The sequence below is a fragment of the Pseudomonas sp. LB3P93 genome (genome assembly GCF_054898025.1).
This window is the reverse complement of record NZ_CM142713.1, coordinates 4,634,757-4,651,037: the sequence shown is the minus strand read 5'-3', so window position 1 is coordinate 4,651,037 and position 16,281 is coordinate 4,634,757. Positions and strand designations below refer to the sequence as shown.

General features: G+C 56.3%; 12 protein-coding genes and 1 pseudogene. All 13 read left to right on the top strand.

Annotated features, from left to right (window positions below; genetic code table 11):
* Positions 1 to 255 precede the first annotated feature (255 nt).
* The 13 genes and pseudogenes from gyrA to wbpA all read left to right on the top strand — a co-directional run bounded on the left by gyrA (position 256) and on the right by wbpA (position 16,280).
* Entirely contained in the window at positions 256 to 2,910 is a 2,655-nt protein-coding gene (gyrA, locus tag ACYZT8_RS20965) for a DNA gyrase subunit A (protein ID WP_461975578.1), read from the top strand.
* A gap of 258 nt (positions 2,911 to 3,168) precedes the next feature.
* The gene (gene serC / locus ACYZT8_RS20960; RefSeq protein ID WP_461975576.1) at positions 3,169 to 4,254 is read left to right on the top strand and encodes a 3-phosphoserine/phosphohydroxythreonine transaminase; all 1,086 of its coding nucleotides are present in this window, start codon (positions 3,169 to 3,171) and stop codon (positions 4,252 to 4,254) included.
* On the top strand, positions 4,254 to 5,348 hold the full coding sequence (gene pheA / locus ACYZT8_RS20955) for a prephenate dehydratase (protein ID WP_028620536.1): 1,095 nt from the start codon (positions 4,254 to 4,256) through the stop codon (positions 5,346 to 5,348). Before serC ends, pheA begins: the two co-directional genes overlap by 1 nt.
* A gap of 10 nt (positions 5,349 to 5,358) precedes the next feature.
* Positions 5,359 to 6,471 (top strand): histidinol-phosphate transaminase, encoded by a 1,113-nt coding sequence (gene hisC / locus ACYZT8_RS20950; protein WP_461975574.1) that lies wholly within the window; start codon positions 5,359 to 5,361, stop codon positions 6,469 to 6,471.
* Positions 6,472 to 6,499: 28 nt separating this feature from the next.
* On the top strand, positions 6,500 to 8,707 hold the full coding sequence (locus ACYZT8_RS20945) for a bifunctional prephenate dehydrogenase/3-phosphoshikimate 1-carboxyvinyltransferase (protein WP_461982577.1): 2,208 nt from the start codon (positions 6,500 to 6,502) through the stop codon (positions 8,705 to 8,707).
* Positions 8,704 to 9,393, top strand: a complete 690-nt coding sequence (cmk, locus tag ACYZT8_RS20940) for a (d)CMP kinase (protein WP_131061367.1) — start codon at positions 8,704 to 8,706, stop codon at positions 9,391 to 9,393. Before ACYZT8_RS20945 ends, cmk begins: the two co-directional genes overlap by 4 nt.
* A gap of 119 nt (positions 9,394 to 9,512) precedes the next feature.
* On the top strand, positions 9,513 to 11,204 hold the full coding sequence (rpsA, locus tag ACYZT8_RS20935; RefSeq protein WP_008148721.1) for a 30S ribosomal protein S1: 1,692 nt from the start codon (positions 9,513 to 9,515) through the stop codon (positions 11,202 to 11,204).
* Between the two features lie 206 nt (positions 11,205 to 11,410).
* Positions 11,411 to 11,690, top strand: a pseudogene (locus tag ACYZT8_RS20930) (hypothetical protein).
* 144 nt (positions 11,691 to 11,834) lie between these two features.
* Positions 11,835 to 12,137: an integration host factor subunit beta gene (ihfB, locus tag ACYZT8_RS20925; protein ID WP_461982575.1), complete on the top strand. Its 303-nt coding sequence runs from the start codon at positions 11,835 to 11,837 to the stop codon at positions 12,135 to 12,137.
* Positions 12,138 to 12,163: 26 nt separating this feature from the next.
* Positions 12,164 to 12,433, top strand: coding sequence for a DUF1049 domain-containing protein (locus tag ACYZT8_RS20920; protein ID WP_461975572.1), 270 nt, complete (start codon positions 12,164 to 12,166; stop codon positions 12,431 to 12,433).
* Between the two features lie 144 nt (positions 12,434 to 12,577).
* Entirely contained in the window at positions 12,578 to 13,654 is a 1,077-nt protein-coding gene (locus tag ACYZT8_RS20915; protein ID WP_461975570.1) for an LPS O-antigen chain length determinant protein WzzB, read from the top strand.
* Between the two features lie 500 nt (positions 13,655 to 14,154).
* Entirely contained in the window at positions 14,155 to 14,694 is a 540-nt protein-coding gene (rfaH, locus tag ACYZT8_RS20910) for a transcription/translation regulatory transformer protein RfaH (RefSeq protein ID WP_461975568.1), read from the top strand.
* Between the two features lie 272 nt (positions 14,695 to 14,966).
* The gene (gene wbpA, locus ACYZT8_RS20905) at positions 14,967 to 16,280 is read left to right on the top strand and encodes a UDP-N-acetyl-D-glucosamine 6-dehydrogenase (protein ID WP_461975566.1); all 1,314 of its coding nucleotides are present in this window, start codon (positions 14,967 to 14,969) and stop codon (positions 16,278 to 16,280) included.
* Position 16,281 lies beyond the last annotated feature (1 nt).

Sequence of the window (16,281 nt, the reverse complement as noted above, 5' to 3'; positions counted from 1 at the left end):
CGTCCCCTTTCAGCCTGCCACCAGTCAACTAACTACACTCCATGCGCATCTGGGGGATAGGTGCGTGGCGGCTCTTGTGATAACATCCGGCGTTTTCCGAGGCAGTCCCACGGGGTTGTCTTTACTGCGCAAATCCATGGTTCATCTTGTTGATTTGTCGTAAGTCGGTGCATGGCACTCAGCCTGCAGCGGCGAGCTTCGTTCGTCCCATATGGATGTGACGAAGTTTCACCAGAAAAAGGAATCGAGCTTCTCATGGGCGAACTGGCCAAAGAAATCCTCCCGGTCAATATCGAAGACGAGCTGAAGCAGTCCTACCTCGACTACGCGATGAGCGTAATCGTCGGGCGTGCCCTGCCGGATGCGCGCGATGGCTTGAAGCCCGTGCACCGGCGTGTGCTGTTCGCGATGAGCGAGCTGGGCAACGACTTCAACAAGCCGTACAAGAAATCTGCCCGTGTTGTCGGTGACGTAATCGGTAAGTATCACCCCCACGGTGATACCGCGGTGTACGACACCATCGTCCGGATGGCGCAGCCATTCTCGCTGCGTTACCTGCTGGTAGACGGTCAGGGCAACTTCGGTTCCGTGGACGGCGACAACGCCGCCGCCATGCGATACACCGAAGTGCGCATGACCAAGCTGGCGCACGAGCTGCTGGCTGACCTGCATAAAGAAACCGTGGACTGGGTGCCGAACTACGACGGCACCGAAATGATCCCGGCGGTCATGCCGACCCGTATTCCAAACCTGTTGGTCAACGGCTCCAGCGGTATCGCCGTGGGCATGGCGACCAACATCCCGCCGCACAACCTCGGTGAAGTCATCGACGGTTGCCTGGCCCTCATCGACAACCCTGAGTTGACCATCGATGAGCTGATGCAATACATCCCTGGTCCGGACTTCCCGACCGCCGCGATTATCAACGGTCGCGCCGGCATCATCGAAGCCTACCGCACCGGTCGCGGGCGCATTTACATGCGCGCCCGCTCGATGATCGAAGACATCGACAAGGTCGGTGGCCGTCAGCAGATCGTCATCACCGAACTCCCTTACCAGCTGAACAAGGCCCGCCTGATCGAGAAGATCGCCGAGCTGGTAAAAGAGAAGAAGCTCGAAGGCATCACCGAGCTGCGCGACGAGTCCGACAAGGACGGTATGCGCGTCGTGATCGAGCTGCGTCGCGGCGAAGTGCCTGAGGTGATCCTCAACAACCTCTACGCCCAGACCCAGCTGCAAGCCGTATTCGGTATCAACATTGTTGCGCTGATCGACGGCCGTCCGCGGATCCTGAACCTCAAGGACCTCCTGGAAGCCTTCGTTCGTCACCGTCGCGAAGTCGTTACCCGCCGTACCGTGTTCGAACTGCGTAAAGCGCGCGAACGCGGCCACATCCTGGAAGGTCAAGCGGTTGCCCTGTCGAACATCGACCCGGTCATCGCTCTGATCAAGGCCTCGCCGACGCCGTCGGAAGCCAAGGAAGCGCTGATCAAGACCGCGTGGGAATCTTCCGCGGTGGTCGCGATGGTTGAGCGCGCCGGTGCCGACTCTTGCCGTCCAGAGACCCTGGACCCGCAATACGGTCTGCGCGAAGGCAAGTACTTCCTGTCGCCGGAACAGGCGCAAGCCATTCTGGAACTGCGTCTGCACCGTCTGACCGGTCTGGAGCACGAAAAGCTGCTGGCCGAGTATCAAGAGATCCTCAACCAGATCGGCGAACTGATCCGCATCCTCAGCAGCGCCACGCGCCTGATGGAAGTGATCCGCGAAGAGCTGGAAGTGATCCGCGCCGAATACGGCGACGTGCGCCGCACCGAAATTCTCGATGCCCGTCTCGACCTGACCCTGGGTGACATGATCCCGGAAGAAGAGCGCGTCGTGACCATCTCCCACGGTGGCTACGCCAAGACCCAGCCGCTGGCTGCGTACCAGGCTCAGCGTCGTGGCGGTAAAGGCAAATCGGCAACCGGCGTGAAGGATGAGGACTACATTGCTCACCTGCTGGTCGCCAACAGCCACACGACGCTGTTGCTGTTCTCCAGCAAAGGCAAAGTGTACTGGCTGAAAACCTACGAAATTCCGGAAGCGTCCCGCGCTGCCCGTGGTCGTCCGCTGGTCAACCTGCTGCCGCTGGACAGTGATGAATACATCACCACCATGCTGCCGGTCGAGGAATACACCGAAGGACACTTCATCTTCATGGCCACTGCCAAAGGCACCGTGAAGAAGACCCCGCTGGAATCCTTCAGCCGTCAACGCAGCGTCGGCCTGATCGCGCTGGAGCTGGACGAAGGTGACGTACTGATTTCTGCCGCCATTACCGATGGCGAGCGCGAAGTCATGCTGTTCTCCGACGGCGGCAAGGTCACTCGCTTCAAGGAAACCGACGTTCGCGCCATGGGCCGTACCGCTCGCGGTGTTCGCGGCATGCGTCTGCCAGAAGGCCAGAAGCTGATTTCCATGCTGATCCCGGAAGAAGGCAGCGAGATCCTTACTGCTTCGGCCCGTGGTTTCGGCAAGCGCACGGCGATCTCCGAGTTCCCTGAGTACAAACGTGGCGGCCAGGGCGTTATCGCCATGGTCAGCAACGACCGTAACGGCCGTCTGGTCGGTGCAGTCCAGGTGCTCGACGGCGAGGAAATCATGCTGATTTCCGACCAGGGCACCCTGGTTCGTACCCGTGTTGACGAAGTCTCCAGTCTGGGTCGTAACACCCAGGGTGTGACCCTGATCAAACTGGCCAGTGATGAAACGCTGGTCGGTCTGGAGCGGGTGCAGGAGCCATCGGAAGTCGAAGGCGAAGAGCTGGAAGGTGAAGAGGGTGCGGTGTTCGACGGCGAAGTCGTGATCGACGACGTTGTTGAAGATCAGCAACTCGACGCCGCTGCTGACGAAGAGCCACAAGAGTAAGTGGACAAACAGGGGGCGGATGAAAATTCGCCCCCTTGTTGTTTGTCCCTTGAGAAAATTTTGACACCCGCGAAGATCTTGTGTGAAAGGGCCTTTGTGGGAGCCGGGCTTGCCCGCGATGCAGGCACCGCGGTGTGTCTTGTGCACCGCGGTGATGCAATCGCAGGCAAGCCAGCTCCCACAAAAGCTTGTTCCAAATAAGGTCTGTGTCGCTGATTATTTATTGCGTGATACCACCAAATCAGAGCGAGATTGGATGTGAGCAAGAGAGCCTATAACTTCTGTGCCGGTCCTGCGGCACTTCCCGAAGCTGTCCTGCAGCGCGCCCAGGGTGAACTCCTTGATTGGCACGGCAAGGGCCTGTCGGTCATGGAAATGAGCCATCGCAGTGATGAGTTCGTGTCCATCGCGACCAAGGCCGAGCAGGATCTGCGTGATCTGCTGAATATCCCCTCGAACTATAAAGTGCTGTTTCTGCAAGGCGGCGCCAGCCAGCAATTTGCTCAGATCCCTCTGAACCTGTTGCCGGAAAGCGGCACTGCCGACTATATCGATACCGGTATCTGGTCGCAGAAAGCCATTGAAGAAGCGTCGCGCTACGGAAACGTCAACGTTGCCGCTACCGCCAAGCCTTACGACTATTTCGCTATTCCCGGTCAGAACGAATGGAACCTGTCGAAAGATGCGGCCTACGTTCACTACGCGCCGAACGAAACCATCGGCGGCCTGGAATTCAACTGGGTCCCGGAAACCGGTGAAGTCCCGCTGGTCGCCGACATGTCTTCCGACATTCTCTCGCGTCCGATCGATGTTTCGCGCTTCGGCATGATCTACGCCGGTGCACAGAAAAACATCGGCCCGAGCGGCATCGTCGTCAACATCGTTCGCGAAGACCTGTTGGGTCACGCCCGTTCCCTGTGCCCGACCATGCTCAACTACAAGGTCGCGGCCGATAACGGCTCGATGTACAACACTCCGCCAACCCTGGCCTGGTATCTGTCGGGTCTGGTATTCGAGTGGCTGAAAGAGCAGGGTGGTGTTGAAGCCATCGGCAAGCTCAACGAAGTTAAACAGCGCACGCTGTACGACTTCATTGACGCCAGCGGCTTGTACAGCAACCCGATCAACAAGTCGGATCGCTCGTGGATGAACGTGCCGTTCCGCCTGGCTGACGATCGTCTCGACAAGCCATTCCTGGTCGGTGCCGAAGAGCGTGGCCTGCTGAACCTCAAGGGTCACCGTTCCGTGGGTGGCATGCGTGCCTCCATCTATAACGCCGTCGACATCGTTGCGGTCAACGCACTGGTTTCGTACATGGCAGAGTTCGAGAAGGAACACGGCTAATGTCTGAGCAAGAACTCAAGGCACTGCGCGTTCGCATTGATGCTCTGGACACCAAAGTCCTGGAGCTGATCAGTGAGCGCGCACGCTGCGCCCAGGAAGTTGCGCGAGTAAAGATGGCCTCGCTGGCCGAAGGCGAAGTGCCGGTGTTCTATCGTCCTGAGCGTGAAGCTCAGGTGCTCAAGCGCGTGATGGAGCGCAACCAGGGGCCGCTGGGCAACGAAGAGATGGCGCGCTTGTTCCGCGAAATCATGTCCTCGTGCCTGGCCCTTGAACAGCCGCTGAAAGTGGCTTACCTCGGCCCTGAAGGCACCTTTACCCAAGCCGCTGCCATGAAACACTTCGGTCACGCCGTGATCAGCAAGCCGATGGCGGCAATCGATGAAGTGTTCCGCGAAGTGGCGGCCGGTGCGGTGAACTTTGGCGTGGTCCCGGTGGAAAACTCCACCGAAGGCGCGGTCAACCATACCCTCGACAGCTTCCTCGAACACGACATGGTCATCTGTGGCGAAGTCGAGTTGCGGATTCACCACCACTTGCTGGTCGGTGAAAACACCAAGACCGACAGCATCAGTCGCATCTACTCCCACGCCCAGTCCCTGGCCCAGTGCCGCAAGTGGCTGGACGCGCACTACCCGAATGTCGAGCGCGTGGCGGTTTCGAGCAACGCTGAAGCGGCCAAGCGGGTCAAGGGTGAGTGGAACTCGGCGGCGATTGCCGGCGACATGGCGGCAGGCTTGTACGGGTTGACCCGTCTGGCCGAAAAAATCGAGGATCGCCCGGACAACTCCACGCGCTTCCTGATGATCGGCAGCCAGGAAGTGCCGCCGACCGGCGACGACAAGACGTCGATCATCGTCTCCATGAGCAACAAGCCTGGTGCGCTCCACGAGTTGCTGGTGCCGTTCCACGACAATGGCATCGACCTGACGCGAATCGAGACGCGTCCGTCGCGCAGCGGTAAATGGACCTACGTGTTCTTCATCGACTTCGTCGGCCACCACCGTGATCCGTTGATCAAAGGTGTATTGGAAAAGATCAGTCAGGAAGCAGTAGCACTCAAAGTGCTGGGTTCCTACCCGAAAGCAGTTCTCTAAGGGGTAGCAAATGAGTGGTGACTTCCTCGCTCTGGCACAGCCGGGCGTGCAACAACTTTCGCCTTACGTTCCGGGCAAACCCGTGGACGAACTGGCGCGCGAGCTGAACATCGATCCAGCCAAAATCATCAAGCTGGCCAGCAATGAAAACCCGTTGGGCGCCAGTCCAAAGGCGCTGGCGGCCATTCGCGAAGAACTGGCCGAGCTGACCCGCTATCCGGACGGCAACGGTTTTGCGCTCAAGACTCTGTTGGCCGAACAATGCCGCGTCGAGCTGAATCAGGTGACGCTGGGCAATGGTTCCAATGACATTCTTGAGCTGGTGGCGCGCGCTTATCTGGCGCCCGGCCTGAACGCGGTGTTCAGCGAGCATGCGTTTGCGGTCTATCCGATCGTCACGCAAGCCGTCGGCGCTACGGCCAAAGTGATCCCGGCCAAAGACTGGGGTCATGATCTGTCGGCCATGCTGGCCGCGATCGATGCCGATACCCGCGTGGTGTTCATCGCCAATCCGAACAACCCGACCGGGACCTGGTTCGGTGCCGAAGCGCTGGATGAATTCCTGCAGGATGTGCCTGAGCACGTGCTGGTAGTGTTGGATGAGGCCTACATCGAATACGCCGAAGGTGGCGACTTGCCGGATGGCTTGGACTTCCTGGCCGCGTACCCGAACCTGCTGGTCTCGCGCACGTTCTCCAAGGCTTACGGTCTGGCGGCGCTGCGCGTCGGTTATGGCTTGTCCACCGCCGTAGTCGCCGATGTGCTGAACCGCGTGCGTCAGCCGTTCAACGTGAACAGCCTGGCCTTGGCCGCTGCGTGCGCTGCGCTGCAAGACACCGATTACCTGGCTGAAAGCCGTCGCCTGAACGAATCCGGCATGCAGCAACTGGAAGTGGGTTTTCGTGAGCTGGGGCTGAGCTGGATTCCGTCCAAGGGCAACTTCATTTGCGTCGATATGGGGCAGGTGGCTGCGCCGATCTTCCAGGGGTTGCTGCGCGAAGGCGTGATCGTGCGTCCGGTGGCCAACTACGGCATGCCGAACCACCTGCGTATCACCATCGGTTTGCCGGCGGAAAACAGCCGCTTCCTTGAGGCGCTGACCAAGGTTCTGGCTCGTGGTTGATGTCACTGCACTGCAATCTGCTGAACCTATGATCGGTCGCCTGGTGGTGGTCGGTCTGGGGTTGATCGGCGGTTCGTTTGCCAAGGGGCTGCGTGAAAGTGGCCTGTGCCGCGAAGTGGTCGGGGTCGATCTTGACCCGCAATCGCGCAAGCTGGCGGTTGAGCTGGGCGTGGTGGATCGTTGCGAAGAAGACCTGGCGATTGCTTGTCAGGGCGCAGACGTGATTCAACTCGCCGTGCCGATCCTCGCCATGGAAAAAATGCTGGGCCGATTGGCCTGCATGGACCTGGGGCAAGCGATTCTGACCGACGTCGGCAGCGCCAAAGGCAATGTGGTGCGTGCCGCGACCGAGGCGTTTGGCGGCATGCCGACGCGATTCGTGCCGGGCCATCCGATTGCCGGTTCCGAGCAGAGCGGGGTGGAAGCCTCCAATGCCGAACTGTTCCGTCGCCATAAGGTGATTTTGACGCCGCTGGACCAAACCGATCCGGGCGCGCTGGCCGTGGTCGACCGTTTGTGGCGCGAATTGGGTGCCGATGTCGAGCACATGCAGGTCGAGCGTCACGACGAAGTGTTGGCGGCGACCAGCCATTTGCCGCACTTGTTGGCGTTCGGTCTGGTCGATTCACTGGCCAAGCGCAATGAAAACCTTGAGATCTTCCGTTACGCTGCCGGCGGTTTCCGCGATTTCACAAGAATTGCGGGTAGCGACCCGGTCATGTGGCACGACATCTTCCTCGCCAACCGCGAAGCTGTCCTGCGCACACTCGATACATTTCGCAGCGACCTCGACGCCTTGCGCGACGCGGTCGATGCAGGGGATGGGCACCAATTGTTGGGCGTGTTCACTCGCGCCCGGGTTGCCCGCGAACATTTCAGTAAAATCCTGGCACGCCGGGCTTATGTGGACGCTATGAACTCCAACGACCTGATTTTCCTGGCACAACCTGGTGGCCGCCTGACTGGGCGGATTCGTGTACCGGGCGATAAATCGATTTCCCACCGTTCGATCATGCTCGGCTCCCTGGCCGAAGGCGTCACCGAAGTCGAAGGTTTCCTCGAGGGCGAAGATGCTCTGGCGACCTTGCAAGCCTTCCGTGACATGGGCGTAGTGATCGAAGGTCCGCACCACGGTCGCGTGACCATTCACGGCGTCGGCCTGCATGGCTTGAAGCCTGCGCCGGGCCCGATCTATCTGGGCAACTCCGGCACCTCGATGCGTCTGTTGTCGGGCCTGCTCGCTGCGCAAGACTTCGACAGCACCCTGACCGGCGATGTTTCGCTGTCCAAGCGCCCGATGAATCGCGTGGCCAATCCGCTGCGTGAAATGGGTGCCGTGATCGAAACCGCCGCCGAAGGTCGTCCGCCGATGACTATTCGTGGCGGCAACAAGCTCAAAGGCCTGACTTACACCATGCCGATGGCCAGTGCCCAGGTTAAATCCTGCCTGCTGCTGGCCGGCCTGTACGCCGAAGGCAAGACCACCGTTACCGAGCCGGCTCCGACTCGCGATCACACCGAGCGCATGCTGCGTGGCTTCGGCTATCCGGTCGCTGTCAATGGTGCTACCGCGTCGGTCGAGTCCGGCCACAAGCTGACGGCGACCCATATTGAAGTGCCGGGCGATATCTCTTCGTCCGCGTTCTTCCTGGTCGCCGCGTCGATCGCCGAAGGTTCGGAGCTGGTGCTTGAGCACGTCGGCATCAACCCGACCCGCACCGGCGTGATCGACATTCTGCGTCTGATGGGCGCTGACATCACTCTGGAAAACCAGCGTGAGGTGGGCGGCGAGCCTGTGGCTGACCTGCGCGTACGTGCAGCTAAACTCAAAGGTATCGAGATTCCCGAAGCGCTGGTTCCACTGGCCATCGACGAATTCCCGGTGCTGTTCGTGGCCGCGGCCTGTGCCGAAGGGCGCACCGTATTGCGCGGCGCTGAGGAGTTGCGAGTCAAGGAGTCGGACCGTATCCAGGTCATGGCCGACGGCCTGCTCGCGCTGGGCGTCAAATGCGAACCGACCCCGGACGGCATCATCATCGACGGCGGCCTGATCGGCGGCGGCGAAGTGCATGGTCACGGCGATCACCGGATTGCCATGGCCTTCAGCGTCGCTTCACTGCGCGCCACTGCACCGATTCGCATCCATGACTGTGCCAACGTCGCGACGTCGTTCCCGAACTTCCTCGCGCTGTGCGCGCAGGTCGGCATCCGTGTTGCACAAGAGGCTCAGTCGTGAATATCAAGCCACCGGTCATCACCATCGACGGGCCTAGCGGTTCGGGCAAGGGCACTATTGCCGGGATTCTGGCCAAGCGCCTGGGCTGGTGCTTGCTGGATTCCGGTGCGCTGTACCGTCTGTTGGCGTTCGCTGCGCGAAACCATGGCGTTGACCTGACCAATGAAGAGTCGCTAAAACTGCTGGCCGCTCATCTGGACGTGCAGTTCGTCGGAGCGACCGAAGGTCATCCGCAGCGAATCATCCTCGAAGGCGACGATGTCACTGATGATTTGCGCAATGAACAGGTTGGTGCCTGGGCTTCCCAAGTGGCTGCATTGCCGGCCGTTCGCGATGCTCTGCTTCAACGCCAGCGGGCGTTTCAGGAGCCCCCGGGTCTGGTCGCTGATGGTCGCGACATGGGCACGGTGGTTTTCCCGGACGCGCCACTGAAGATATTCCTCACTGCCAGTGCCGAGGAGCGTGCGCGCCGTCGATACTTGCAGTTGAAGGGCAAAGTCGATGGTGTTAGTCTGTCGAGTCTGCTAGATGAGATACGTGCACGTGATGAGCGTGACACCCAGCGAGCGGTAGCCCCGCTCAAGCCGGCGGCTGACGCCATACAGCTGGATTCCACGGAATTATCCATCGATCAGGTGCTGGAACGCATCATGAGTGAGATCGCACTCCGCGATATCGCCGGGTGACCAAGAGACTCTGCAGGGGACCAGTCATAGTCCTGCTTTGTTTCTTTAAATGAACGTAACCCACGTCGTCTGGGATGTGGAGATGGGCGTATTCTTCGCCCTTATCATCAGGAATTAAAATGAGCGAAAGCTTTGCGGAACTCTTTGAAGAAAGCCTAAAAACCCTGAACCTTCAGGCAGGCTCCATCATCACCGGTGTTATCGTTGATATCGATTACCAAGCTCGCTGGGTAACCGTTCACGCTGGCCTGAAGTCTGAAGCACTCATCCCGCTTGAGCAGTTCTACAACGATGCTGGCGAACTGACTATCAACGTCGGTGACGAAGTTCACGTTGCTCTGGACTCGGTTGAAGACGGCTTTGGTGAAACCAAGCTGTCCCGTGAAAAAGCCAAGCGCGCTGAATGCTGGATTGTTCTGGAAGCAGCCTTCGCAGCCGAAGAAGTGGTCAAGGGCGTTATCAACGGTAAGGTTAAAGGCGGCTTCACTGTCGACGTTAACGGCATCCGTGCGTTCCTGCCAGGTTCTCTGGTTGACGTCCGTCCTGTGCGCGATACCACGCACCTGGAAGGCAAAGAGCTGGAATTCAAGGTCATCAAACTCGACCAGAAACGCAACAACGTTGTCGTTTCCCGTCGCAGCGTCCTCGAAGCCGAGAACTCCGCCGAGCGTGAAGCTCTGCTGGAATCCCTGCAGGAAGGCCAACAAGTCAAAGGTATCGTCAAGAACCTCACCGATTACGGCGCATTCGTCGATCTGGGTGGCGTCGATGGCCTGCTGCACATTACCGACATGGCTTGGAAGCGTATCAAGCATCCTTCTGAAATCGTCAACGTTGGCGACGAGATCGATGTCAAGGTTCTGAAGTACGATCGCGAACGCAATCGTGTTTCCCTGGGCCTCAAGCAACTGGGCGAAGATCCATGGGTTGCTATCAAAGCCCGTTACCCAGAAAGCACTCGCGTTACCGCTCGTGTAACCAACCTGACCGACTACGGCTGCTTCGCTGAGCTGGAAGAAGGCGTTGAAGGCCTGGTACACGTTTCCGAAATGGACTGGACCAACAAGAACATCCACCCTTCGAAAGTCGTACAAGTCGGCGACGAAGTGGAAGTTATGGTTCTGGACATCGACGAAGAGCGTCGTCGTATCTCCCTCGGCATCAAGCAGTGCAAATCTAACCCATGGGAAGATTTCTCTGGCCAGTTCAACAAGGGCGATAAAATCTCCGGCACCATCAAGTCGATCACCGATTTCGGTATCTTCATTGGTCTGGACGGCGGCATCGACGGTCTGGTTCACCTGTCCGACATCTCCTGGAACGAAGTGGGCGAAGAAGCCGTTCGCCGTTTCAAGAAGGGCGACGAGCTGGACACCGTTATCCTGTCGGTTGACCCAGAGCGCGAGCGCATCTCCCTGGGTATCAAGCAACTGGAAAGCGATCCGTTCTCCGAGTACGTTCAAGAGAACGACAAAGGCGCAATCGTTAAAGGCATCGTGAAAGAAGTTGACGCTAAAGGCGCCATCATCACTCTGGCCGACGATATCGAAGCGACTCTGAAAGCCTCCGAAATCAGCCGTGACCGCGTTGAAGACGCGCGCAACGTTCTGAAAGAAGGCCAGGAAGTAGAAGCCAAGATCATCAGCGTTGACCGCAAGAGCCGTGTAATCCAGCTCTCCATCAAGTCGAAAGACGATGCTGAAGAGAAAGAAGCCATCCAAAGCTTGAAAGACAAGCCTTCGGATAGCATCGCTGCTGGTCCTACCACTCTGGGCGACCTGTTGCGTGCACAAATGGAAAAACAGAACTAAGTTCTGTCAGACCATAGAAAAAGGGCGACTTCGGTCGCCCTTTTTGTGGGCGGGATTTGGCGGGTCGTATGGCAAATGAGGTGAAACCAATTGTGGTAACAAGGTGTCTTTTTCTTTAACGGGATCAATCGCTTAATTGCAGCTAGTCTTAGACGCAAGCGAACGACAGCGGGGCGGAGTGCCCTGCATCCTGCATAAAGAAGCGCATGAGCATGCTCATTGTCGTCATGGCAATACTGACACTGGTGGGGTGTGCGACCAGCGCAACTACCCATGCAGTGCGTGGGTTGAGTGGTATCGAGGTTGATTGTTTCGGGCTGGGGTCGGGGTGGGGAGAAATGTCAGAAGCGAGCTGCCAAAGAATGCAAGCGCGCAGGCTACAGGGTGGTGACGAGGTCTGATGATGTCAAAGACGAAGATGAATATCCGTTTGGCTTCAACCCTGCGGGTTATCTGACGCGCACCATGTTGGTTATTTGCAAATGAGGACTGTGGGGGTGATTCACGTTGGCCTGAAATTGGTCGGCTTCTTGCGGCAAATTTGTCAAAATCCGGGCTGTTCAAATTCAGTTGGGCATGCTAAAACCTTTGAAACGCTTTTCCTAGATGCTTGAAAAAGAAGGGAAAAATATGACGAAGTCGGAGTTGATCGAACGAATTGTCACCCATCAAGGCTTGCTCTCATCGAAAGATGTGGAGCTGGCAATCAAGACTATGCTTGAACAAATGTCCCAATGTCTGGCCACTGGGGATCGAATTGAGATTCGGGGCTTTGGCAGCTTCTCCCTTCACTACCGCGCGCCGCGCGTGGGGCGCAACCCGAAGACTGGGCAGTCGGTGAGTCTTGACGGAAAGTTTGTTCCGCATTTCAAGCCGGGGAAAGAATTACGGGATCGGGTGAATGAAGAGGAGGAAGAGCATGCTGATCTCTAGATTCATTGAAGAACTGGAGGTTTTCCGTGCGAAATTTTAAACGTGCAATCCTCGCGGCGTTGTTGTTGGTTGTGGGGTTTGTTGTTGCACTGTTTTTTCTTGAAAACCGGCAAGCGGTCTCATTGTTTTTTTTAGGTTGGGCTACGCCCCAGTTGCCAGTATCGGCTTGGGTATTGCTGGCGTTGCTGACAGGCATGGTGGTCAGCCCGGCACTGGTTTGGTTTAAAGGGGTTCGCCGTCGTTACAGCGCAGTGCGTGGTGTAACTTTCAGTCGTAAATCAGAATCAAGACTTTGATGTCTCAATGAGGTGGGATTGAGTCGTTTGGATCGGCTTGGGAGTTTTTGAGTTTTGCTGGCGTGTCCGGCCTCATCACGGTCCCTTCGCAAGGTTGATCTGCCATGTCGATCGACTAGGCTGAATTAAAACAAGAGTGCTTATATGTTGAAAGCTCGTTCCGATATAAGAGTTGAAGATGAAGTTGACTTGGTGGCTCTCGTAAAAGATTTATGGCTGCAAAAGTTCATAATCATCGGCGTGGCGGTGCTGGTAGCCGCGTTGGTTTACGCCTACGCGAGTATCTCGATAATAGCGCCGATTTATGAGGCTAAACTTTATATTGTTCCGCCGACCCAAAGCGGGATTGCTGGTTTTAATGCCGGACGGAGCGCGAGTGACGCGGATTTTAAGCCTTACACGGTCAATGAGATATACGCTGTATTCACGAGAAATCTGGAGGCAGAGTCCTTTCGTCAGGATTTTTTCAAGGAGTTCTATCTGCCTTCGTTGTCTGAGACTTCGCGTAAAGAATCAGTAAGTCAGCTCTATAAAAATTTCTCTCAGACGCTGGTAATAGGTGCAGATAAGGGGAATCCCCCTCGCTACTCTGTTGCTTTCCAAAGTCAGAATTCAGAAAAAGCTGCGGCATTGGTTAAAGCCTATGTTGAGCGGGTCAAAGAAGTAGCCAAAGCTGAAATAATCCTGAACATAACGCGAGAGTCCTCGGTCCGGGCGCATGATCTTGAGAAAAAAATAGTAAGTATGCGCGAAGCTGCTCCTGTAGCGCGCGAGGATCGAATTAACCAGTTGCGTGAGGCATTGCGTATCGCGGAATCTATTGGTTTGACAAATCCACAGGCCTCCCCGAATACCTTGTTGGCTAATGCGGGCGTCGAGGATGAATCATTGGCGTACCGGCGTGGTAGCAAGGCGCTACAGGCAGAGATAAACGTACTGCAGTCGCGAACTTCATACGATGCGTTCATTCCCGATTTACGAAAACTGCAAAGCAGGCTTGAATTTTATAATACGTTGAGCATCGACCCCGCAAGTGTCTCGGTCGGTCGTCAGGATGGTGATATTGCAGCGCTCGATACTCCGGTAAAAAACAAAAAGAAAATTATTGTATTGGCAGGCATTGTCGGTGGTTTGGCGCTCGGTATATTGATTGCTCTTATGCGAATCTTCTTTTTGCGCTCCGTTAATCCGAGAGAGTTGATGGTGCGAGAGGACGCATAAGGCAATGTAGCTCGCTCGCTGAGATGGGCATCGTATTCATGTTGCATTCATTTAACATCTCACTCGATGCGCGTTTGTTACGCGCGTTGAGTTGGACATTTTTTTAGAGAGTTCTTTTTGGAGCGTGTCTTTTCCTACTGAGGGCGGACTGACATTGAGGGCCTTGCTTTGGCGTCCAGTGTCGAACGCCAAGTCTGAAATGGGTTTTTCGCGTCCGGCGAGAGGAGCGGTCTGGCTGAAATGTACCTTAACCTATCAGCTGCCTCAGAAGAGTGGTGTGATGGAAGGAGTAAATATCTGAAAGCCATCCTCGGAGATAGCAGGCATAATATGAGCTTTGCGGGGGCCAGGGTGCGGAAGCATCGAGCTACACCCCGTGCGTAGTCAGGAAGATGCATGGAGCAGAAAATCGCCTCGTCATGCTTGGTGGCAGGCTAGGCATCTTGTGCGATCCTCGTTTTCCTTGAGCTTGCTGTGCTTGTTTTAGGATGGGCGGTCGAATGAACGAAGAGAAGGGGTTTGATCATTCTGTCTCAACTGCCATCGTCCGGCCGATTGATGCCAGGAGCTGGTATCTGGTGCAGTGCAAGCCCCGGCAGGACAAGCGGGCGGAGGAACACCTGGTCCGACAGGGTTATGTGTGTGTTCGACCTACGTGCATTCAGCAGACTCTCGTCGGTGGGCGTCTGCACAGGAATATCGAGTCGCTTTTCCCCGGATACTTGTTTATCCAGCTTAGTGATGAATGTAGCTGGGGGCCTTTGCGGTCTACGCGTGGCGTGAGTCACATCGTTGGATTTGGCGGGAAACCGGCCACCGTAAGCGATGAGGTGGTTTGGAGGATGCAACAGCGAACAGAAGGACTAGAAATTCCTCTGTTCATGGAGAGAGAAGCGGTTCGGGTCGTAAGCGGTGGGTTTGCGGAGATGGATGCAATTTTCAAGGAAATGGACGGTGAACAGCGCGTTATTTTGTTGATTGGCATGCTTAACAGGCAGCAGTGCGTCAGCGTGCCGCTCACAACAATTGCCAGGCATTAGGGAGAGAGGTCTTCGACCTGCAGAGTTGTTGCAGGGTTGTTAGGTTCGTTCTGAGGAAGCTGACGCTAAATCCTGGGGCGGTAGCGTGTCTGCTTGAGGGCCGCAAAGTGGGTCCTTGCTGGCGAAGCGTTCATCGCGTCCGAATGTACTGATTTCGGAGGTGGTCCTCGCTTGGTGAGAATTTCGGTCCGCTAATGCGGCGGTAGTACGGCGGTGTTGATTCAAGTGTGTTCAGTTGCTTACTAAGATGAAATTTAACGGAGTTTTGGTTGATGTCAGGCATAAAGCAGGCGAGCGTCGCTAAGTTCAAGAAAAAAGAGGCCATCATCGGTATTGTCGGCCTCGGCTACGTGGGTCTGCCTTTGATGCTTCGCTACAATGCAATCGGGTTCAAGGTCCTCGGCATCGATATTGATACGTCCAAGGTCGATGCACTGAATGCCGGCCGGAGCTATATCGAACATATTCCCAGTGAAAAAATTGCACTCGCTTGCGATGGCGGCTTCGAAGCTACGACAGATTTCAAGCGTGTCGCCGAGTGCGACGCCCTTATCCTCTGCGTTCCAACTCCGCTGAACAAGTATCGCGAACCTGACATGAGCTTTGTGGTTAATACCACTGATGCCATCAAGCCTTTTCTGCGCGCTGGGCAGATCGTTTCCCTGGAGAGCACGACTTATCCGGGGACGACTGAAGAGGAATTGCTCCCTCGCATCCAGGAAGGTGGATTGCGTGCAGGCGAAGACATTTTTCTCGTTTACTCGCCCGAGCGAGAAGATCCGGGCAATCCTAATTTCGAAACCCGAACCATCCCGAAAGTGATCGGTGGGCATACTCCCGCTTGCCTTGAAGTGGGAGTGGCTCTCTATGAGCACGCTATCGACCAGATTGTTTCAGTCAGTTCGACCAAAGCTGCCGAAATGACCAAGCTTCTGGAGAATATCCATCGCGCGGTGAACATTGGCCTTGTAAACGAAATGAAGGTTGTGGCGGATAGAATGGGTATCGACATTTTCGAAGTCGTCGATGCTGCCGCTACCAAACCTTTCGGCTTTACCGCGTATTACCCGGGGCCAGGGCTTGGCGGTCATTGCATCCCGATCGACCCTTTCTATTTGACCTGGAAGGCGCGTGAATACGGTTTGCACACCCGTTTCATCGAGTTGGCCGGTGAAGTCAACAAGGCGATGCCTGAGTATGTCCTCAGTAAGCTGATGGACGGACTGAATGAAAGCGGGAAGGCACTGAAAGGCAGCAAAGTGTTGATTCTCGGGATCGCATACAAGAAAAATGTCGATGATATGCGTGAATCGCCGTCAGTCGAAATCATGGAATTGATTGAAGCAAAAGGCGGGGTTGTTTCCTATTGTGATCCGCACGTTCCGGTTTTTCCGAAAATGCGAGAGCACCACTTTGATCTCACCAGTGAAGAGCTTTCCGCGACGAAACTGGCATCTTACGATGCAGTCGTACTGGCCACCGATCATGACAAATTTGATTATGAATTGATTCGCCAGCATTCAACGTTGTTGGTCGATACGCGTGGCAAGTATCGCGCTCCAGAAGCCCATATCATTAAAGCCTAAT

Excerpts from the sequence above, each read along its gene's own strand:
- rfaH (WP_461975568.1), top strand. The coding sequence starts at position 14,155 with ATGAACGAAGAGAAGGGGTTTGATCATTCTGTCTCAACTGCCATCGTC.
- hisC (WP_461975574.1), top strand. The coding sequence starts at position 5,359 with ATGAGTGGTGACTTCCTCGCTCTGGCACAGCCGGGCGTGCAACAACTT.
- ACYZT8_RS20945 (WP_461982577.1), top strand. The coding sequence starts at position 6,500 with ATGATCGGTCGCCTGGTGGTGGTCGGTCTGGGGTTGATCGGCGGTTCG.
- ACYZT8_RS20915 (WP_461975570.1), top strand. The coding sequence starts at position 12,578 with ATGTTGAAAGCTCGTTCCGATATAAGAGTTGAAGATGAAGTTGACTTG.
- ihfB (WP_461982575.1), top strand. The coding sequence starts at position 11,835 with ATGACGAAGTCGGAGTTGATCGAACGAATTGTCACCCATCAAGGCTTG.
- gyrA (WP_461975578.1), top strand. The coding sequence starts at position 256 with ATGGGCGAACTGGCCAAAGAAATCCTCCCGGTCAATATCGAAGACGAG.
- pheA (WP_028620536.1), top strand. The coding sequence starts at position 4,254 with ATGTCTGAGCAAGAACTCAAGGCACTGCGCGTTCGCATTGATGCTCTG.
- wbpA (WP_461975566.1), top strand. The coding sequence starts at position 14,967 with ATGTCAGGCATAAAGCAGGCGAGCGTCGCTAAGTTCAAGAAAAAAGAG.
- rpsA (WP_008148721.1), top strand. The coding sequence starts at position 9,513 with ATGAGCGAAAGCTTTGCGGAACTCTTTGAAGAAAGCCTAAAAACCCTG.